Origin of the sequence: Nonomuraea sp. NPDC048826 (assembly GCF_043198225.1) — a bacterium.
In the GTDB taxonomy this organism is placed as follows: Bacteria; Actinomycetota; Actinomycetes; order Streptosporangiales; family Streptosporangiaceae; genus Nonomuraea.
The window spans coordinates 514,521-533,494 of sequence record NZ_JBICUQ010000001.1 but is presented as its reverse complement, the minus strand read 5'-3'; the positions used below and the strand labels follow the sequence as shown (position 1 = coordinate 533,494).

General features: G+C 73.2%; 15 protein-coding genes. 7 read left to right on the top strand and 8 right to left on the bottom strand.

The window, feature by feature from the left end; translation table 11 throughout:
• Positions 1 to 124: 124 nt before the first annotated feature.
• A complete protein-coding gene (locus ACGFI7_RS02805) occupies positions 125 to 1,555 on the top strand; it encodes a glycoside hydrolase family 3 N-terminal domain-containing protein (protein ID WP_393398326.1) in 1,431 nt (476 codons plus the stop codon).
• Positions 1,540 to 2,421 (top strand): MurR/RpiR family transcriptional regulator, encoded by an 882-nt coding sequence (locus ACGFI7_RS02800; protein WP_393398324.1) that lies wholly within the window; start codon positions 1,540 to 1,542, stop codon positions 2,419 to 2,421. Before ACGFI7_RS02805 ends, ACGFI7_RS02800 begins: the two co-directional genes overlap by 16 nt.
• Positions 2,422 to 2,430: 9 nt before the next feature.
• Here ACGFI7_RS02800 and ACGFI7_RS02795 read toward each other — a convergent pair whose 3' ends face one another.
• The gene (locus tag ACGFI7_RS02795) at positions 2,431 to 4,140 is read right to left on the bottom strand and encodes a hypothetical protein (RefSeq protein WP_393398322.1); all 1,710 of its coding nucleotides are present in this window, start codon (positions 4,138 to 4,140) and stop codon (positions 2,431 to 2,433) included.
• A gap of 222 nt (positions 4,141 to 4,362) precedes the next feature.
• Between ACGFI7_RS02795 and ACGFI7_RS02790 the strand changes: the two genes are divergently transcribed.
• On the top strand, positions 4,363 to 5,499 hold the full coding sequence (locus tag ACGFI7_RS02790; protein WP_393398320.1) for an epoxide hydrolase family protein: 1,137 nt from the start codon (positions 4,363 to 4,365) through the stop codon (positions 5,497 to 5,499).
• A gap of 6 nt (positions 5,500 to 5,505) precedes the next feature.
• Here ACGFI7_RS02790 and ACGFI7_RS02785 read toward each other — a convergent pair whose 3' ends face one another.
• Both ACGFI7_RS02785 and ACGFI7_RS02780 read right to left on the bottom strand, forming a co-directional pair.
• Entirely contained in the window at positions 5,506 to 6,276 is a 771-nt protein-coding gene (locus ACGFI7_RS02785; protein WP_393398318.1) for an IclR family transcriptional regulator C-terminal domain-containing protein, read from the bottom strand.
• A gap of 147 nt (positions 6,277 to 6,423) precedes the next feature.
• Positions 6,424 to 7,290, bottom strand: coding sequence for a bifunctional methylenetetrahydrofolate dehydrogenase/methenyltetrahydrofolate cyclohydrolase (locus tag ACGFI7_RS02780; RefSeq protein ID WP_393398316.1), 867 nt, complete (start codon positions 7,288 to 7,290; stop codon positions 6,424 to 6,426).
• A gap of 112 nt (positions 7,291 to 7,402) precedes the next feature.
• On the opposite strand from ACGFI7_RS02780, the gene ACGFI7_RS02775 reads away from it, so the two are divergent.
• From ACGFI7_RS02775 to ACGFI7_RS02765, 3 genes are read left to right on the top strand one after another with little or no spacing between them, the layout of a single operon-like run.
• A complete protein-coding gene (locus tag ACGFI7_RS02775; protein WP_393398314.1) occupies positions 7,403 to 11,620 on the top strand; it encodes a glycoside hydrolase family 38 C-terminal domain-containing protein in 4,218 nt (1,405 codons plus the stop codon).
• Positions 11,617 to 12,360 carry a hypothetical protein gene (locus ACGFI7_RS02770; RefSeq protein WP_393398312.1) on the top strand — a complete coding sequence of 248 codons (744 nt, stop codon included), beginning with the start codon at positions 11,617 to 11,619 and terminating at the stop codon, positions 12,358 to 12,360. Before ACGFI7_RS02775 ends, ACGFI7_RS02770 begins: the two co-directional genes overlap by 4 nt.
• Positions 12,360 to 13,349 (top strand): ROK family protein, encoded by a 990-nt coding sequence (locus ACGFI7_RS02765; protein WP_393398310.1) that lies wholly within the window; start codon positions 12,360 to 12,362, stop codon positions 13,347 to 13,349. Before ACGFI7_RS02770 ends, ACGFI7_RS02765 begins: the two co-directional genes overlap by 1 nt.
• Here the strand turns inward: ACGFI7_RS02765 and ACGFI7_RS02760 are convergent.
• From ACGFI7_RS02760 to purN, 3 genes are all read right to left on the bottom strand, one after another.
• Positions 13,328 to 13,510, bottom strand: a complete 183-nt coding sequence (locus tag ACGFI7_RS02760) for a hypothetical protein (RefSeq protein ID WP_393398308.1) — start codon at positions 13,508 to 13,510, stop codon at positions 13,328 to 13,330. The genes ACGFI7_RS02765 and ACGFI7_RS02760 overlap by 22 nt on opposite strands.
• A 117-nt stretch (positions 13,511 to 13,627) precedes the next feature.
• On the bottom strand, positions 13,628 to 15,172 hold the full coding sequence (gene purH / locus ACGFI7_RS02755) for a bifunctional phosphoribosylaminoimidazolecarboxamide formyltransferase/IMP cyclohydrolase (protein WP_393398306.1): 1,545 nt from the start codon (positions 15,170 to 15,172) through the stop codon (positions 13,628 to 13,630).
• On the bottom strand, positions 15,169 to 15,798 hold the full coding sequence (purN, locus tag ACGFI7_RS02750) for a phosphoribosylglycinamide formyltransferase (RefSeq protein ID WP_393398304.1): 630 nt from the start codon (positions 15,796 to 15,798) through the stop codon (positions 15,169 to 15,171). Before purN ends, purH begins: the two co-directional genes overlap by 4 nt.
• A gap of 76 nt (positions 15,799 to 15,874) precedes the next feature.
• Between purN and ACGFI7_RS02745 the strand changes: the two genes are divergently transcribed.
• Positions 15,875 to 16,294: a hypothetical protein gene (locus tag ACGFI7_RS02745; RefSeq protein ID WP_393398302.1), complete on the top strand. Its 420-nt coding sequence runs from the start codon at positions 15,875 to 15,877 to the stop codon at positions 16,292 to 16,294.
• Between the two features lie 28 nt (positions 16,295 to 16,322).
• Here ACGFI7_RS02745 and ACGFI7_RS02740 read toward each other — a convergent pair whose 3' ends face one another.
• Positions 16,323 to 17,951, bottom strand: a complete 1,629-nt coding sequence (locus tag ACGFI7_RS02740) for a DUF6350 family protein (protein ID WP_393398301.1) — start codon at positions 17,949 to 17,951, stop codon at positions 16,323 to 16,325.
• A 145-nt stretch (positions 17,952 to 18,096) separates the two neighbouring features.
• The gene (gene sucD, locus ACGFI7_RS02735) at positions 18,097 to 18,972 is read right to left on the bottom strand and encodes a succinate--CoA ligase subunit alpha (RefSeq protein ID WP_393398299.1); all 876 of its coding nucleotides are present in this window, start codon (positions 18,970 to 18,972) and stop codon (positions 18,097 to 18,099) included.
• Positions 18,973 to 18,974: the final 2 nt, after the last annotated feature.

The window sequence follows — 18,974 nt, the reverse complement described above, 5'->3', positions numbered from 1 at the left end:
GGCAAGACCCTTCAGGAGAGTCCTTCGGCTGGGCATGGGGGGTGGCCTCCCGGAACAGGTTGTGTCGAGGGCGACGATGACAGAAAATTACCTTCAGATCAACAACCGTGAAGGAAAATGCCGCATGACCCTAGACCTGACCCGGCTGGCCATGACCGTGCTCCAGCCAGGGTACGCGGGAGCCTCGCTTCCCGATTGGATGCGCGGGGCCCTCGATCAGGGGCTGGGCGGCATCGTGCTGTTCGCGCGCAACCATCCGCTCGACCTCGCCGCCCGGCAGATCCGCGAGCAGTGCCCCGACGCGGTCATCGCCGTCGACGAGGAGGGCGGCACCGTCACCCGCTTCGAGGTCGAGACCGGCAGCTCCGTGCCCGGCAACCGGGCGCTCGGCGTGGTCGACGACGTCGCACTGACCGAACGCGTCGGCCGCCAGCTCGGCCGCATGCTCGCCCGCGCCGGCATCACGCTCGACTACGCGCCGAGCGCCGACGTGAACGCCAACCCGGCCAACCCCGTCATCGGCGTCCGGTCCTTCGGCCCCGACCCCGCCCTGGTCGCCCGCCACACCACCGCCTACGTGGCCGGTGTCCAGGGCGCCGGCGTCGCCGCCTGCGCCAAGCACTTCCCCGGCCACGGCGACACCGCCACCGACTCCCACCTGGCGCTGCCCACCGTGCACGCCTCCCGCGAGCTGCTCGCGGAACGCGACCTGCCGCCGTTCCGCGCCGCCGTCGAGGCCGGGGTGCGGGCGGTCATGTGCGGGCACCTGCTCGTGCCCGCCCTCGACCCCGACCTGCCCGCGACGCTCAGCCGGGCCGCGCTCACCGAGCTCCTGCGGGACGAGCTCGGCTTCGACGGCATGCTGGTCACCGACGCCATCGAGATGCGCGCGGTGGCCGCCATGTTCGACCCCGGCGAGATCGCCGTGCGCGCCGTCGCCGCCGGCGCCGACGCCGTCTGCGCCGGACTCGTCACCGAGGACGGCCTCTACGCGATGCGCGACGCCCTCGTCGACGCCGTCCGCACGGGCAGGCTGCCGGAAGAGCGCCTCGCCGAGGCCGCCGCCCGCGTCCGCGCCGTCTCCACCTGGTACGCGGACCAGGCCCCGCGCCGCCAGAAGGCGCTCGCCGAACCGGACGAGCCCGCCGGCCTCGAAGCCGCCCGGACCGCCCTGACCGTCACCGGCACCGCCAGGCTCAGCGGACCCCCGCTCGTCGTCGAGGTCAACACCCGCCACAGCCAGGCCGTCGACCAGGACAACCCCACCGGCGTCACGGCCGCCCTGTCCGCCGCGCTGCCGGGCACCCGCCGGGTGCCGCTGGAGCCCGGCGGCGCGCTCCCGCCGCTCGGCACCGGCCCCGTGGTTCTCGTGGTGCACGACGCCGCCCGCCACGCGTGGGTCCGCGAACGCGTCGACCAGGCCGTACGGGAACGTCCCGACGTGATCGTCATCGACACCGGCATCCCGGCCGACCCCGCCGGCGGCGCCCACCTGGCCACCCACGGCATCTCCCGCGTCTCCGCGCAGGCCGCGGCCGAATGGCTGGTCTCGTGAGCGGCGTCCCCGAGCCCGCCAGCCCGGTCGCCGCGGTACGCGCCGTCCTGCCGTCGCTCACGCCCGCCGCCCAGGCCATCGCCCGCCTCATCCTCGACGACCCCGGCCTGGTCGTGCGCAGCACCATCACCGAGTTCAGCACGGTGTCGGGCACCAGCGAGGCGACGATCGTCCGCACCGCCAGAGCCCTCGGCTTCAGCGGCTACTCGCAGCTGCGCTTCGCGCTGGCCGCCGCCGTCGCCAAGGAGCCCGAACGGCTCGTCCCCGGCGACCTCGCCCCCGACGACCCGCTCACCGACGTCATCGCCAAGGTCGCCCGCGCCGAGTCGGAAGCCCTCGCCGACACCGCAGCCCAGCTCGACCCCGACCGGCTCGACGAGGTCGTCACCGCCATCGTGGCCGCCCGCCGGGTCGACGTCTACGGCGTCGCCGCCTCCGGCCTGGTGGCCACCGACATGTCGCAGAAGCTGCTGCGGATCGGCCTGTCGAGCCACCCGTTCAGCGACGCCCACCTGGCCCTGACCAGCGCCGCCCTGCTGCGGCCCGGCGACGTGGCGGTGGCGATCAGCTGCAGCGGCGAGACCCCCGACGTGCTCGTCCCGGCCCGTACCGCCGCCGACACCGGGGCGCTGGTCGTCGCCATCACCAACAACCCCCGCTCCTCCCTGGCCGGGCTGGCGGACCACACCCTGGTGTCGGCGGGCCGGGAGACCGCCTTCCGGCCCGGGGCGCTGGCCAGCCGGATCAGCCAGTTGCTGATCGTGGACTGCATCTTCGTCGGGCTGGCGCAGCGGACGTACGACAAGGCGGACGCGGCCATCCGCGCCACCCGCCAAGCCACCGACCGCTACCGGCACCGCTCGTGACGCCCCCGCTCACCGCTTCAGGACGATCTTCTTCCGTGACGGTCCCGGGAACACCACGACCAGGTGCTGCTCCTCCCCCGTCTTGTCCACCCGCACGTAGACCCGGACCCGGTAGCGGCCCTTCCCGGCGATCGCCAGGTTCGGCATCGGCGCGCCCGCGCCGACCTCTCCGCCCTCGCCCATCTCCGGCACGGTGAGCCGGCCGGTACGGCTGACGATCGGCACCTCGGTGACCTGGTCCCACCCGGCCGTCCGCCGGGGCGGCGCGGTGCGGAGGCCCTTCACGGTGAGGCACAGGTCGATGACGTCCGCGACGTGCCCGACGAGCACCAGTCCGTCGGCCACCCCGACGTTGGACCTGTCGTCGTAGAGGTCGTCCACCGCCTGGTCCATCGCCCCCTCGATCGCCTCGTCCCGGGACTCGTGGACCAGATAGCCGTGATCACCGTCGGCGAACAGGTGGTACTTGGCCGTGGCCTGGACGACGCCCTTCGTCCTGGGCCACGGGTCGCGGCACCGCGCGTTCTCCTCGGCGACCCAGGCGGCCTCCGCCGCCTGGGCCTCCTCGGCCGACCTCAGCAGCTCGGGGTTGGTCGCGCCGATGACCTCGGGGCAGACGTAGACCAGGTCCCACGGGCTCGCGCCCCGGGCTGCCCCCTGGGACCCGGCCCGCTCCAGGATCGCCTGCTGCTCGGCGGGATCCTTCGCCCGGCACAGCGCCCGCCCGTACGCGAGGATCTCCTGGTCCGACAGGCTGTCCGGGAACAGGGGCGGGAGCCCGTACATGGTGCTCCGCGCCCGGCACAGGAACGTGGCTTCCCGTTCCGCCGGTTTCACGTCGCCGAAGGCGACATGGTCGTAGCAGTCCGCCGACCCGCCGGTGTAGGTGAGGCGCGGGGACCGCTCCGGCTGGATCAACATGATGACCGGCAGGAGGACCGCGGCCGCCACCGCGACGCGGACCAGCCGCCCCCGGGCGGCCGGGAGGTCCTCGATGCGTTCCCCGTCGGGCAGTTCGCGGGCGGTCGCCGCGTGCCACGCGGTGGTCACGAGCGCCATCGCGTCCATCACGACCATCACCACCAGACTGGCGCCGGCGGAGCTCTCGAAGAGGAAGGTGAACGGCATCACCAGCGCGTAGACGCCCACCGACAGCCACCCGAGGGTCAGCGTGCCGCGGCTCCACCGGCCGTCGCGCCACTGCCCGACGACCGTGACGACGGTCGCCGCCGCCCCGCTCAGCATCAGGACCGACATGACCAGGTCGCCCGAGGCGAGCTGCGGGAGGTCGAGTTCGTCGAGCAGGTTGTCGGCCGCCCCGGCCAGCGAGAGCGCGAACACCACCGCCGCCGTCGCGCGCAGCAGGCGCGACCGCCAGCGGATGACGAGCAGGTGGAGGATGTAGATCGTGATCCAGAGCACGAGCTGGGATGCCGCGTCGACCTCGGCGGGCAGCAGCGCGATCGGGATCCACAGCACGAGGGAGTACGCCACCGCCAGATACAGCAGCCCGCGCAGCGCCTTCGCCCGGCGGTCCATCGGCCCCGCCACGGGAGGCCGCAGGATCAGCCACAGGAGCGCGGCCTTCGCCACGGCTGCCATGAGCAGCGCCGCGACGCCCGGGGCGCCGAGCCCGTCGGGCGCGTAGAACTCCAGGTAAGCCGGCGGCGACCAGTTGACGGCCACCCAGAGCCAGGCGTCGCCGAGCACCAGGCCCACGACCGTCGCGGCAAGAACCAGACCTACTACCGCAAATCTGGTGATTCGCCAGAGTTTCTCCGAAAGCACGAGACGCGAGCTTAGCGCCGCGCATTCTCCCTCCGAGAACTTTTCTTCCGGGAATGGCCCCGCCGGAAAAGTACGGATGTCGCGGTAAATGTTGCACGGAGTCCGGATCATTGCGGAACAAACTGTTCCGCAGTGCTGTCTACCTTGAGTTTCATGACACAGGACGTGACCGACATCCGCCCGTTCCGCATCGAGATCCCCCAGGCCGACCTGGACGAGCTGCGCGAGCGCCTCGGCCGCACCCGCTGGCCCAGCCGCCTGCCGCGCGCCGACTGGAACCTGGGGGTGCCCGTCTCCTATCTCCAGGACCTGGCGGACTACTGGGCGAAGGAGTACGACTGGCGGGCCCAGGAAGCGCAACTGAACCGGTTCCCGCAGTACACGACCGAAATCGACGGGCAGACCGTGCACTTCTTCCACGTCCGGTCAGCCGACCCTGACGCGCTCCCGCTGATTCTCACGCACAGCTGGCCGAACTCCGTCGTCGAGTTCACGCATCTGCTCGGGCCGCTGTCGGAGACCTTCCACGTGATCGCCCCTTCGCTGCCCGGGTTCGGGTTCTCACCGTTCCCCGAGCCCGCGGACGAGCGACCCTGGAGCGTCGAACGGGTGGCCCGCACGTGGGCGGAGCTGATGAGCAGGCTGGGCTACGAACGCTACGGCGCGCACGGCAACGACGCGGGCGCGCTGGTCTCACCGCAGCTCGCCGTGCTGGACCCCGAGCGGGTGGCCGGGGTGCACATCACCGGCGGCCTCGGCATCCCGAGCGGCGACCTGAACGCGTACGAGGGACTGTCGCAGGATGACCGCGACACCCTGGCGTGGGTGACCGACATGATGAGCGGCGCGGGCGGCAGCGGCTACGCGCCCTACCTGGCCGCGCGCCCGCAGACCCTCGGCTTCGGCTGGGCGGACTCGCCGGTCTTCCAGCTGGCCTACCTGGTGGAGCGGTTCAAGGAGTTCGACGGCTGGCCCGACGGCGCGGCGCCGCCTGAGCCCGTCGACCGCGACCTGATCCTCACCAACGCGAGCCTGTACTGGTTCACGAACACCGGAGGGTCCTCGTCGTGGACCTACTACGAAGGAGCCGCGGGCATGCCGATCGACCAGGACGTGGTGCCGACGGGCGTCTCCCACGGCGGTCCGCCGGTCTTCCGCCGGATCGCCGAGCGCGCGAACGCCATCGCGCACTGGGAGGACCACGAGCACCCCAGCCACATGGTGGCGATGGCGACGCCCGAACCGCTGGTGGCCGACATCCGGAAGTTCTTCGCCGGCCTCGGCGGCTGATCCGGCTCAGCCGGGGCTTCGGCGGGCCGGCGCAAGGTCCGCCTCGATCCTGGCGGCCGTGGCCAGCAACGGCGGGAGGAGGACGCGCCGGGCCTGCTGCAGCGAGGTGCGGCTGGCATGGGTGGAGACGTTGACGGCGGCCGTCACCGCCCCGGTCCGGTCGCGGATCGGGGCGGCGATCGACCGCAGCCCCTCCTCCAGCTCCTGGTCGACCATGGCCCAGCCCCGTTCGCGGATCCCGTCCAGCTCGTCGCGCAGGGCCGACGGGGTGGCGAGGGTGCGGGAGGTGAGGCGGCGCAGCCGGACCCGGTCGAGGTAAGCGTCGAGGTCCGCCGGGGAGAGGCCGGCCAGGAGGACGCGGCCCATGGAGGTGCAGTAGGCGGGGAAGCGGGTGCCGATGCTGATCGACACGCGCATGATGCGGGCCGTCGCGACGCGGGCCACGTACACGACGTCCTCGCCGTCCAGCACCGCGACCGACGCCGACTCGTGCACCTCGGCGGCCAGGCGTTCCAGGTGGGGCGCGGCCACCTCGGGCAGCGACAGGCTGGACAGGTAGGCGTACCCGAGTTCGAGGACCCGCGGCGTGAGAGAGAACAGCCGCCCGTCGTTGCGCACGTAGCCGAGGTCGGTGAGGGTGAGAAGGAAGCGGCGGGCGGCGGCGCGGGTGAGGCCGGTCGCGCGGGCCACTTCGCTCAGCGTCAGCTCGGGAGCGGCGGCGCTGAAGGCGCGGATCACGGCCAGGCCGCGGGCCAGCGACTGCACGTGTTCGACCATGAGGATCCCTTGACACTCCCGGGCGAAGGCGTGGCTTCCCGGTCGCGGGGCTGTTCGGAGAGTGAATAGGTGTACGCATAGCGAACAGTACCGGAGACATCACGCGTCGCGCGTTCGCGCTGCCGGACCGCCCGGTGGTCGCCGGCTTCAGGCCTTGAGCGCCTGACCGGCGAGCCGCTCGGCGGCCTCCACGACGTTGGCCAGCAGGAGGGCGCGGGTCATCGGGCCCACGCCGCCGGGGTTGGGGGTGAGGAAGCCCGCCACCTCGGCCACGTCGGGCGCCACGTCACCGGCGATCTTGCCGTCGACGCGGGAGACGCCGACGTCGAGCACGGCGGCGCCGGGCTTGACCATGTCCTTGGTGATCAGGCCGGGCACGCCGGCCGCCGCCACCACGATGTCGGCCCGGCGCACGTGGCCGGCGAGGTCCTGGGTGCCGGTGTGGCAGAGGGTCACGGTGGCGTTCTCGCTGCGCCGGGTCAGCAGGAGGCCGAGCGAGCGGCCCACGGTGATGCCGCGGCCGACCACGGCCACCTCGGCGCCCTTGATCGCGACCCCGTACGCCTGGAGGAGCAGCACGATGCCGTGCGGCGTGCACGGCAGCGGCGCGTCGACCATGTGGACCAGGCGGCCGAGGTTGACCGGGTGGAGGCCGTCGGCGTCCTTCGCCGGGTCCATCCGCTCCAGCAGGGCCATGGTGTCGAGGTGCTTGGGCAGCGGGAGCTGGACGATGTAGCCGGTGCACTCGGGCGAGGCGTTGAGCTCGTCGACGGCGGCCTCGACCTCGGCCTGGGTGGCGGTGGCGGGGAGGTCGACGCGGATGGAGGCGATGCCCACCTCGGCGCAGTCACGGTGCTTGCCGCCGACGTAGATCTGGCTGCCGGGGTCGTCGCCGACGAGGACCGTGCCGAGCCCGGGGGTGATGCCGCGCTCGGCCAGGGCCGCCACCCGGGTCGCGAGGTCTGCCTTGATCCTGGCCGCGGTGGCCTTGCCGTCGAGTCTCACTGCGCTCATGCGTCCAATCCTTCCATGCCGCTCCGCCGCGTGTTCCGGCACCCATGACATCGTTGTCATCACCTCCGGGAAGGCATAGTGTGGCCGTCGGTCCCGGGTGATAGGGGTTGATTTGTCTGTTCGCCTGCTGGCCGCGGAGCCGACCGATCTCTTCGTGGGACCGGCGGACCGCCCGCGCCAGGTGCTGAAGGTCACCGTCGCGCGCGGCGCCCGCGAGACCGCGCTGGAGGTGCGCGGCGACGGCCTGCGCGGGCACGCGGCCGTGCCCGCCGGGGACGGCCCGGTGACGGTGGAGGTGCCGCTCGACGGCGAGGCGCCGCCGGGCGCGGTGGTGCCGTGCGTCGTGTCGCTGGAGGGCGAGACGCTGGACGTGACCGTGACGGCCGAGTCGCCCGGGTGGACCGTGTTCATGGTCTCCCACTTCCACTACGACCCGGTCTGGTGGAACACGCAGGCCGCGTACACCAGCCCGTGGGAGCTGCTGTCGGCCGACGCCACCACCAGGCCGCTCTGGGAGCGCAACGCGTTCGCGCTGGTCGAGGCGCACATCGAGCTGGCGCTCCGGGACCCCGACTACCGGTTCGTGCTGGCCGAGGTGGACTACCTGAAGCCGTTCCTCGACACCCACCCCGAGCGCCGGGCCGACCTGCGCGCCCTGCTCGCCGAGGGCCGCGCCGAGCTGGTCGGCGGCACGTACAACGAACCCAACACCAACCTGACCGGGGCCGAGACCACCATCAGGAACCTCGTCCTCGGCATCGGCTACCAGCGCGACATCCTCGGCGGCGACCCGCGCACCGCCTGGCAGCTCGACGCGTTCGGGCACGACCCGCAGTTCCCCGGCTATCTCGCGGCCGCCGGGCTGACCGGGAGCGCCTGGGCGCGCGGGCCGTTCCACCAGTGGGGGCCGATCAGCAAGAACTTCAGGGTGGCCAGGGGCGACGCCGCCCTGATGCAGTTCCCCAGCGAGTTCGAGTGGATCGCGCCGTCCGGGCGCGGCGTGCTGACGCACTACATGCCGGCGCACTACTCCGCCGGCTGGTGGATGGACTCCGCGCCGACGCTCACGGACGCCATGACGGCGGTGTACGAGCTCTACAGGTCGCTCAAGCCGGTGGCCGCCACCCGGAACATCCTGCTGCCCGTCGGCACCGACTACACCCCGCCGAACAAATGGGTCACCGAGATCCACCGTGCCTGGAACGCGCGGTACGTGTGGCCGCGGTTCGTGTGCGGGACGCCCCGGGACTTCCTGGACGCGGTCCGTACCGAGAAGTCGTCCTTCAGCCCGCAATCCCGGGACATGAACCCGATCTATACCGGCAAGGACGTCTCCTACATCGACACCAAGCAGGCCCAGCGGGCGGCCGAGGTCGCGGCGCTCGACGCCGAACGGCTCTCCGCCCTCGCCGCGCTGCTCGGGCTGGGCCGCTACCCGCACACCGCGCTGGACAAGGTGTGGCGGCAGCTCGCGTACGGCGCCCACCACGACGCCATCACCGGCTCCGAGTCCGACCAGGTCTACATCGACCTGCTGACCGGCTGGCGCGAGGCGCACGACCTGGCGGCGGACGCCCGCGACCGGGCGCTGGACGCGCTGATGGGCCAGGTGGCGGTGGACGGGCGCAGCGTCGTGGTGACCAACACGCTGCCGTTCGCCCGCGACGGCCTGGTCCGCGTCCGCCTCGGGCCCGGCCTGCGGGTCGCCGACCCGGCGGGCGTGGAGATCCCCGCGGTCTCCGAGGACGGCACGCTGGTGTTCCCGGCCCGCGACGTGCCCGCGACGGGCTGGCGCACGTACCGGATCGTCGAGGGCCCGGCCGACGCGTGGCAGCCGCTGCCCGGCCCGGTCATCGAGAACGAGCGGTGGCGGGTCGCCGCCGACCCGGCCCGAGGCGGCGCGCTCGCCTCCGTCACCGACCTGGCCACCGGCCGCGAACTGCTCACCGGCCTGGGCAACGAGCTGCGCCTGTACGAGGAGTACCCGCAGCACCCCGACATGGGCGAGGGACCCTGGCACCTGATGCCCACCGGCCGCGCCGTCGGGTCCGGCGACGCCCCGGCGACCTCCGTGCGCGCCGAGTCCTCACCCATCGGGCAGCGGATCGTCGTCACCGGGCAGGTGGGCGAGATCGCGTACGAGCAGACCGTCACCCTGCTCGCGGGCTCCAACCGGGTGGACTTCACCACCCGCGTGCTCTCCTACACCGGCGCCGACCGGCTGCTCCGAGTCCGGTTCCCGGCGCACGTCGAAGGCGCGCTGCCGGTGTCGGACGTGGCCGGGGCGGTGATCGGGCGCGGGTTCGCGCTGCCGGACGCCGACTCCGCCGAACACCCGTGGACGCTCGACAACCCGGCGGGCACCTGGTTCGGCCTGTCCTCCACCGCCCGGGTCGACCTCGGCGAGGCGGGCGCGCGGGCCATCGGCGTGGCCGAGATCGTGGTGCCAGGACCGCAGGACGCGCCCGGGGCCCGCGCGCTCGTCGCGGCGCTGGCCAAGGCCGGCGTCACCGCCACCACGTCCACCGCCTCCGGCACCCGGTACGGGTGGCTCGCCGTGGACTCCAACCTGCCGGACGTGCGGATCGTCCTCGGCGGGCCGGACGCCAACCCGGTCGCCGCCGAGCTGCTGTCCCGCTGCGACCCTGCCTTCCAGGAGGCCCTGAAGGCGGGGGCGCCGCGCGTGTGGGCGCCCGCCGAACGGCCGCTGGCCGAGGTGTGGCAGCCGACCGCCGACCTGCGCGACCTGCGGGCGCTGCCGGCCCTGATCGTCGCGGGCCCGGTCGACGAGCTGGTGGCGGACCTGGCCGACGCCGTCGTCCCGGCGGTCTGCCCGGCCGGCGGCGAACGGCTCGACGACCGTACGGTGGCGCTGCTCGCGTACGGGCTGCCGGGCTTCGCCGTGGACCCGTCGGGGGCGCTGCACCTGTCGCTCATGCGGTCCTGCACGGGCTGGCCCTCCGGCGTCTGGCTCGACCCGCCGCGCCGCACCACACCCGACGGGGCCGCGTTCCAGCTCCAGCACTGGACGCACACGTTCTCGTACGCGCTCGCGGGCGGGCCCGGCGACTGGCGGGCGCATCGGCTGCCTGCTCTCGGCCAGGAGTTCGTCACGCCGCTGCTGCCCCGCGTGGTGGACCCGGCGGGCGGGTCCCTGCCCCAGACGCACTCGCTGCTGCGCGTCGAGCCTGCCCGCGACGTGCTGCTGGGCACCCTCAAGGCCACCGGCAACCCGCACGCCCGAGGCCGCGCCCGGCACACCGACGAGACGGTCACCCTGCGTCTGGTCGAAGCCACGGGCCTCGGCGCGACGGCGCGCATCCACTCCCCACTCCTCGCCGGCCCCTTGATCCCCGCCGACCTCCTCGAACAACCCCTCCCCGCACACCCTGAGGTGGAGAGGTCCGAGACGGGCGTCACCCGGCCCGGCGGGGCTGAGGCCGGTGCTACAGGGCTTGAGGGGCCCGTGGTGGGGGTTGCTCGGCTCGGTGGGGCCGAGGTGGGGACTTTCGTGGTCAACGGCGGGACGCAGGAGGACGGGCCTGAGCTGGGGGCTGTGCGGGAGGTCGCGCAGCCGGTGTACGCGCGGTACTGGCTGCACAACAAGGGGCCCGCGCCGCTCGGCTACCTGCCGGTGTCCGTGGCGGTGACGCCGGGGCTGGTCGTCCCGGACGGGCCGTTCGAGGTGTCGGTGGTGGTGGCCTCGCACCTGACCGACGCCCCCCACGAGGGCGTGGTGGAGCTGGTGGCGCCCGACGGGTGGGCGGCGCTGCCGTCGCGGCGGCCGTTCCGCGTCGGGCCGGGCGGGCACGTGCGCTTCCCGGTCACCGTCTCCCCCGCGCCAGGCCAGGGCCTGTACTTCGTCGCCGCGCGCACGGGCGTCGGCGGGCAGGTGGTCGAGGACGTCGCCACGGTGGCGCTCGGCGACGCCCCCGAACTGCCCGTGCCCGGCCCGGCGCCCGCCACCGCCGACGCCGTCCGGGGCACGACGGCCGCGACGGCCCGCCCCACCGGCCTGTCCGTGACCGCACTCACCGACGCGCTCGCCCTGCGCCCCGGCGACCGCGCCGCGCTGACCGTACGGCTCGCGAACGGCACCGAGGGCGAGATCAGGGGCGAGGCCCAGCTCGCCGCCCCCTGGGGCACGTGGGAGCTGCTCCCCTCGGTGATCCAGGGCTTCACGGTGCCCGCCGGGGAGACCCGCGACGTGACGTTCCCCGTGGAGGTCCCGGCGGACGCGCCGCCCGGCCGGTTCTGGGCGCTGCCCAAGGTCATGTGGTTCGGCCGCTGCCAGTACGCCGCCGCCGTCAGCCTGGAGGTGACCCGGTGACGGGCGCGGCCATCGGGTTCGTCGGCGACCGGCCCGTGGGACGGGAAACGCTCGACCGCCGGATCGCCGAGCTGCGGGAAGGACCGCTGCGGTCCGCGCTGCCCGCGCCCGGGACCGCCGAGGACCGGCAACTGGCCCGCTGGCTGACCCAGGTGATCCTGACCGAGACGCTCTGCCAGGACGAGGCCGCGCGGCTCGGGCTGGACCCGGTGGACGACGCGCCCCTGGACCGGATCGCCGCCGTGGAGCTCGGGTCGGTCAACGCCGCCGCCTACCACGGCAGCCCGTGGGTGCGCGCGGTGTACCGGCACGTGACCGCGACCGCCGAACCGCCGCCGGCCTGGCGTCACTCCCCCGTACGGGACGAGCGGGCGGCCCGCCACCTGGTGCGGCACCGCCTGTTCGAGGACCGGGAGACCGCCCGGCGGGCCGGACCTGACGACCTGGAGCCGCTGGGCGCGGTGACCCTGGAGTCGCTGCCCGCCGCCCTCGCCGAGGCCCTGCGCGCCCGGCCGCCGGGAGCTCTCGTGGGTCCCGTACGGGATGCCCTGGGGTGGCACGTCGCCGTCGCCGAGCCCGCGCCCCCTGACCGGAGCGCTCAGGCGTCCCTGCTCGATGCCGCGCGGCGGCTCGCCTTCGCGCGGTGGGCCGACGAGAAACGGGCCGCGACGGTACGGCTCGTACCCGGACTGGAACATCCTGGCGATCCCCGCCAGCCCGACAACCACCACAAACACTGATGAATCACGTACTTGCCATTGATATCGGCGGGACCAAGCTCGCCGCCGCGCTCGTGGACGCGAGCGGATCCGTCCTGCGCACCGCCACCCGGCCGACGCCGGGCCAGGAGGTCATGGCCGCGCTGCGCGGCCTGATCAAGGAAGTGACCGGGGGCGGGCCCGGACCCGGGGCCGTCGGGATCGGGTGCGCGGGGCCGCTGGACCTCGCCGCCGGGACCGTGAGCCCGGTGAACATGCCGAGCTGGCGCGGCTTCCCGCTCCGCGACGAGGTGCGGGACCTGACCGGCCTGCCCACCGTGCTGGCCGGGGACGCGCAGTGCATGGCGCTGGGCGAGTACTGGCTCGGCGCCGGTCGGCGGAGCCCGGCACTGCTCGGGATCGTGGTGTCCACCGGGATCGGCGGCGGCCTGGTCATCGACGGCACGCCGCTGCTCGGCACCACCGGGAACGCCGGGCACGTCGGCCACATGAGCGTGGACCCGTACGGGGAACGGTGCGAGTGCGGCGGTCGCGGCTGCGTCGAGCGGTACGCGAGCGGCCCCAACATGGCGCGCTGGGCCCTAGACAACGGCTGGACCCCCGGCCACGCCTCAGGCGCCGCAGAGACCCGCGACGCAGAGACAGGCGACGCTGAGGTGCGGGACGGTGAGGTGCGGGACGGTGAGGTGGCGGCCGATGCGCGGACGTTGGCGCGGGATGCCGCGGCCGGTGACGCCGTGGCGGTGGCCGCGTTCGAGCGGGGCGCCAGGGCGCTGGCCGGGATGATCGCCTCCACGGCCGCCGCGGTCGAGGTGACGACGGCGGTCGTGGGCGGGGGTGTCGCCCAGGCGGGGCCGGTGCTGTTCGGGCCGCTGGAGGCGGCGCTGGACGACGTCGGCGGGCTGGGCTTCGTCAGGGCCGTCGAGGTGCGGCCGACCACGCTGGGGGTGCGGGCGGGCCTGGCCGGGGCGGCCAGGCTGGCCTGGGACTACTCGCGCTCGGCGAGCTGAGCCTCGCGACGCTCGATGATCCTGCGGGTGTACGGGATCAGCTCCATGACCCTGCCACCGAGGTAGGCGCCGATGAAGGCCAGCAGGATGAGCACGAAGGGGCTGGTGCCGAATCCGTTCACGGCCAAGAAGGCGTGCAGGGATGCGTCGAACAGCGTCATGGAGGACTCCGGGGGAACGGGACACGCGACGCGCATCAGAGTAACCGGACAAGAGGCATGCTGAAATACTTTTCCCGGCAAATCGGCGGCCCGAGTTCGGGCCGCCGATCCCGGTGATCAGTGGAAGAAGTGCCGGGTGCCGGTGAAGTAGAGCGTGACGCCCGCCTTCTCCACCGCCTCGATGACCTCCTGGTCACGCACGGAACCGCCGGGCTCGACGATGGCCTTCACGCCGCCCTCGATGAGCACCTGGGGCCCGTCGGGGAACGGGAAGAACGCGTCGGACGCGGCCACCGAGCCCGCCGCCCGCTCGCCCGCGCGGGTGACCGCGAGGCGGCACGAGTCGACCCGGTTGACCTGCCCCATGCCCACGCCCACGGTGGCGCCGTCGCTGGCCAGCAGGATCGCGTTGGACTTGACCGAGCGGGCCGCCCGCCAGGCGAACGCCAGATCGGCCAGCATCGCTGGGGAGGCCGGGTCGCCGGCCTTGAGCTGCCAGGTGGACGGGTCGTCGCCGGCCGCGTCGACCCGGTCGACCTGCTGGACGAGCAGCCCGCCGTCGATCCGGCGGAACTCGGCCGCGTTGGCCGGGCCCTGCGGGCAGACGAGCAGGCGCAGGTTCTTCTTCCTCGTGAGGATCTCCAGCGCCTCGGGCTCGAACGCGGGCGCCACCACGACCTCGGTGAACACCTCGGCGATCTGGCCGGCCAGGGCGCCCGTCACCGGCCCGTTGACGGCGATCACGCCGCCGTACGCGGAGACCGGGTCGCACGCGTGGGCCTTACGATGCGCCTCGGCCACGTCGGCGCCGACGGCGATGCCGCACGGGTTCTGGTGCTTGATGATGGCCACGCACGGGTCGGCGAAGTCCCAGGCGGCCCGCCAGGCGGCGTCGGCGTCGAGGTAGTTGTTGTAGGACATCTCCTTGCCGTGCAGCTGCTCGGCGTTGGCCAGCCCGTCGCCGCCGGCGGTGTAGAGGGCGGCGCCCTGGTGGGGGTTCTCGCCGTAGCGCAGCTCGGCCTTGCGCCGCCAGGTGGCGCCCATGAAGGCCGGGAAGGCGTCGTCCTCGGCCGCGTAGGCGTTGCCGAACCAGGAGGCCACGGCCACGTCGTAGGCGGCGGTGTGGGCGTAGGCGACGCCCGCCAGCCGCTTGCGCTCGGCCAGGCTGAACCCGCCCTGCTCCAGCGCCGACAAAACCTCGCCGTAGGAGCCGGGGTCGACCACGACCGCGCAGGTGTTGTGGTTCTTGGCGGCGCCGCGGATCATGGCGGGCCCGCCGATGTCGATCTGCTCGACGCACTCCTCCGGCGACGCCCCCGAGGCCACCGTCGCCTCGAACGGGTAGAGGTTGACCACCACGAGCTGGAACGGGTCGATCTCCAGCTCCTCGAGCTGCGCCACGTGGCTTGGCTTGCCGAGGTCGGCGAGCAGCCCGGCGTGCACCCGCGGGTGGAGCGTCTTGACCCGCCCGTCGAGGCACTCGGGGAACCCGGTCAGCTGCTCGACCTTGGTCACCGGGATGCCGTACGACGCGACGGCGGCGGCCGTGCCGCCCGTCGACACGATCTCCACCCCCGCACCGTCCAGGGCCCTGGCGAGCTCTTCCAGCCCTGACTTGTCATACACGGCGATCAGCGCGCGCCTGATGGCGATGCGGGTCACGAGTTTTCCCCTCCAATGTGGTTGCCGATGCGGACGACGCGTCCGCTGACCGTCCAGCCCTCGCGGACCATCCGGCCGACAGTGTCGACGAGCAGCCGGCGCTCGACGGTCTTGATGCGTTCGTGCAGCTCGGCCTCGTCGTCGCCGGGCAGCACGCGGACGGCTTCCTGATCGATGATCGGCCCGGTGTCGACGCCTGCGTCGGCCAGCATGACGGTGCAGCCCGTCACCTTCACCCCGTGCGCCAGCGCGTCACGCACGCCGTGGGCCCCGGGGAACGACGGCAGCAGCGCGGGATGGGTGTTGACCACCGGGAACGCGTCCAGGGTCGGAGCGCCGAGGATCTTCATGAAGCCGGCCGAGATCACCAGATCGGGCTTGTGGGCCGCGATGTCCGCGGCGATCGCGGCATCCCAATCCGCGCGAGACGGAAAATCTCGCAAATGTCGCACGAAAGTGGGTACGCCTGCGCGTGACGCCCTGGCCAAACCTTCGATCCCATCGCGGTCGGCACCGACGGCCACCACGCGGGCCCCGTACGAAGGATCGGCGGAAGCGTCCAGCAGGGCCTGTAGGTTTGTTCCAGAGCCGGAGACGAGGACGACGAGCCGCCCAGCCTTAGACACGCACACTCCAATGGACATTCGCGGGGTGGGGCTGCAAGCGTATCCGTTCCTCACCCGGTGACGCAGAGGAGGTCAGGTGTCGACACCGGTGCAAGCACCGGCCGGTCAGCAGCCCGCGGAGTCCGCGGGCCGCCGTGCGATCTGGTTGTCCATCGCAGCGCTGGCCATGACGTTCATGCTGCCGCTGGCCGGGCTGGTCATGGCGGTGTTCGCGCTCGTGGCGGGCATCCGCGCGCTCCCGCTCCTGAAAGGGGCGGGCAAGCCCACCGGCGTGGCGTCGGGCGGCATCGCCGTCGCGATGGCGGCGCTGGTGCTGTCAGCCGGGGCCACGACCATGCAGGTCTACCTGATGGACGAGAACTCCGCCTATCAGGAGTGCCTGAAGGGCGCCGGCACGGTCCAGGCCCAGGGTGAGTGCTTCGTGCAGTTCAGGGAGGCGGCCGAGAAGAAGCTCCCGCCGGACGTGCTCGAACTGCTCGGCGCGGCCCAACCCTGACCCCGCCTGCGCGCTTGGGGCCGGGAGGTCAGTCGCGGTCCCAGGCGTACGGGTCGACGTAGATCACGTGGCCGCCCTTGTCGTCGGACTCGTCCACGATGTCCCTGCGGCTCGGCTGCGCCTGGTCCAGCGGTGTGCGGGGGCGGGCCTGGGCCAGGGTCTCGGCGGCGGCCGACGCGTGCTCGTCCTGCCAGTCGTCCCTGATGACCGGGATGGGCTGCGTGTCAGCCTCGGTGGCGTCCATCCAGTGGCCGGGCAGCGGGCGGGTGTCCGACTCGGCCAGCCCGACCTTGCTGGCCGCCCTGGCGATCGCCGCCCCGGCCTTGCGCACCGGCGCGGCGGCCTTGTCGAGCGGCGCGCGGGCCTTGCGGTTGAGCAGCAGCAGGTTGGTCACCCCCGCGGAGATGCCGGCGGCCACGCCCACCTCCAGCGCGACCGACAGGGCCACCTCCCACACCGGCGGCCCGACCACCGTCAGGCGACCGCCGCCGATCGGCCCGCCGGACAACGCGGCCAGCGCCGCCGCCGCCAGCCCGGTCGTGACGCCGGTGACGAAGCCCCAGAGCGGCGCGGCCTCGTACGCGGGAGAGGGCGAGATCCTGGCGACCACCACGCCCGCCACCGCACCCGCGGCGAACGGCAGCGCGATCACGCCCATCATCCAGACCGGCACCGGGCCGCTGTCGGGCAGCGCGCCCAGCATCGGCAGGCTCGGCACCGTGCCGAGCTGCACGCCCGTCGGCGCCACCAGCGTGTCGGCGCCGACGGAGAACCCCGGCCCGGCGATGTAGGACATCCCCCAGATGACGGCGTTGAACAGGTAGAGCAGCTGCACCAGCAGGAGCAGCACGCCGCCCACGAACCCCGGCGCGAGCACGTCGGACAGCGCCCGCACCTGGTCGAAGTTGAGCACCAGGGCGACCAGCACGAGCACCAGCCCGGCCGCGAGCATGATGGCCGTGGCCACGGCGGTGCCGACGGTCACCGCCCGCACCCGCTCGGGCAGCAGCCGCGGCATGACCCGCCACGGGCCGATCGTGCGCGCGGTGGCGAGCGTTCCGGCCAGGAAGGCCAGGATGAAGTGGCTGATCAGCGTCTCGCCGATGGACGGCGTGGTGATGTCGTTGGTGGTGACGAGGGCGATGCCGCCGGCGAGCATCGCGTACGGAGCCGCCAGCGAGACGCCGGCCTGCACGACCAGCACGAGCTGGGCCCGGCGCCGGGCGTTCGCCTTGTCCTTGGGGCTGTTCTTCGGCAGCCGGGCCGGCAGCCGCAGCCGCAGGTCGGCGTCGCGGGCCATCCACCGCCCCGCCTTGTAGAGCAGGAGGCCGGGCAGCACCATCAGGCCGAGAGGCAGCAGGCCGACCCGGCCGCCGGGGATGTCGAAGCCGGCGTGGTGCGCGGCCAGCCAGATCTGCGCGGCCGTGCGGAACACGCTGGGCAGGCCCTGGCCGAGCGCGCCGCGCGGGGCGGCCATCCAGCCGACGAGGGTGAGCGTGGTGAGCACCGCGAGCCCCGCGCCCAGCGTGATGGCGGCGGCGAGCATGCCGGACACGGGAAGCGGCCGGCGCGACTCGTCGTCGTCACTCGAGATGCCGGGGAGCTTGCCGAGCACCGACCGGGGGGCGGTGCGCAGCTGATCGAGTATCGCCGTCACAACAAGCGATTTTCTCAATCTTTCCCGACCGGCGCTTGGTTGACGCGCCGCGCCCGCCCGGTTTATGCATCGTTTCGGCATCCGGCTGCGGTCCTGGACATGCCGAAGGCCCCGCGGGAGCCGCGGGGCCTTCGCACGGAAGCCGTCAGCGGGACTGCATGATCTCCCGCATGAGGCGGGCGGTCTCGGACGGCGTCTTGCCGACCCGGACGCCGACCTTCTCCAGGGCCTCTTTCTTGGCCTGGGCGGTGCCGGCGGAGCCGGACACGATGGCGCCGGCGTGGCCCATGGTCTTGCCCTCGGGCGCGGTGAAGCCCGCGACGTAGGCGACGACCGGCTTGGTGACGTGCTGCTCGATGTAGGCGGCCGCACGCTCCTCGGCGTCGCCGCCGATCTCGCCGATCATCACGATCGCGTCGGTGCCGGGGTCGTCCTGGAACGCCTGGAGGCAGTCGATGTGCGTGGTGCCGATGACCGGGTCGCCGCCGATGCCGACCGCGGTGGAGAAACCGAAGTCGCGCAGCTCGTACATGAGCTGGTAGGTCAGCGTGCCGGACTTGGACACCAGGCCGATGCGGCCCGCGGTGGTGATGTCGGCGGGGATGATGCCGGCGTTGGACGCGCCGGGCGAGGCGATGCCCGGGCAGTTGGGGCCGATGATGCGGGTCTTGTTGCCCTTCTCGACCGCGTACGCCCAGAACTCGGTGGTGTCGTGGACCGGCACGCCCTCGGTGATCACCACGCAGAGCGGGATCTCGGCGTCGACGGCCTCCTTGACGGCGTCCTTGGTGAACGCCGGGGGCACGAAGACGACGGACACGTCGGCCCGGGTCTTCTCCATCGCCTCCTTGACCGTGCCGAACACGGGCAGGCCCTCGTGGGTGGTGCCCGCCTTGCGGGCGTTGACGCCGCCCACGATGCGGGAACCGGCGGCGAGCATGCGGCGGGTGTGCTTGGTGCCCTCCGAGCCGGTCATGCCCTGAACGATGATCTTGCTGTTTTCCGTCAGCCAGATAGCCATGT

Bases quoted from the DNA above. Each gene is read 5' to 3' on its own strand.
- ACGFI7_RS02805 (WP_393398326.1), top strand. From the start codon at position 125: ATGACCCTAGACCTGACCCGGCTGGCCATGACCGTGCTCCAGCCAGGG.
- ACGFI7_RS02800 (WP_393398324.1), top strand. From the start codon at position 1,540: ATGGCTGGTCTCGTGAGCGGCGTCCCCGAGCCCGCCAGCCCGGTCGCC.
- ACGFI7_RS02790 (WP_393398320.1), top strand. From the start codon at position 4,363: ATGACACAGGACGTGACCGACATCCGCCCGTTCCGCATCGAGATCCCC.
- ACGFI7_RS02785 (WP_393398318.1), bottom strand. From the start codon at position 6,276: ATGGTCGAACACGTGCAGTCGCTGGCCCGCGGCCTGGCCGTGATCCGC.
- ACGFI7_RS02780 (WP_393398316.1), bottom strand. From the start codon at position 7,290: ATGAGCGCAGTGAGACTCGACGGCAAGGCCACCGCGGCCAGGATCAAG.
- ACGFI7_RS02765 (WP_393398310.1), top strand. From the start codon at position 12,360: ATGAATCACGTACTTGCCATTGATATCGGCGGGACCAAGCTCGCCGCC.
- ACGFI7_RS02760 (WP_393398308.1), bottom strand. From the start codon at position 13,510: ATGACGCTGTTCGACGCATCCCTGCACGCCTTCTTGGCCGTGAACGGA.
- sucD (WP_393398299.1), bottom strand. From the start codon at position 18,972: ATGGCTATCTGGCTGACGGAAAACAGCAAGATCATCGTTCAGGGCATG.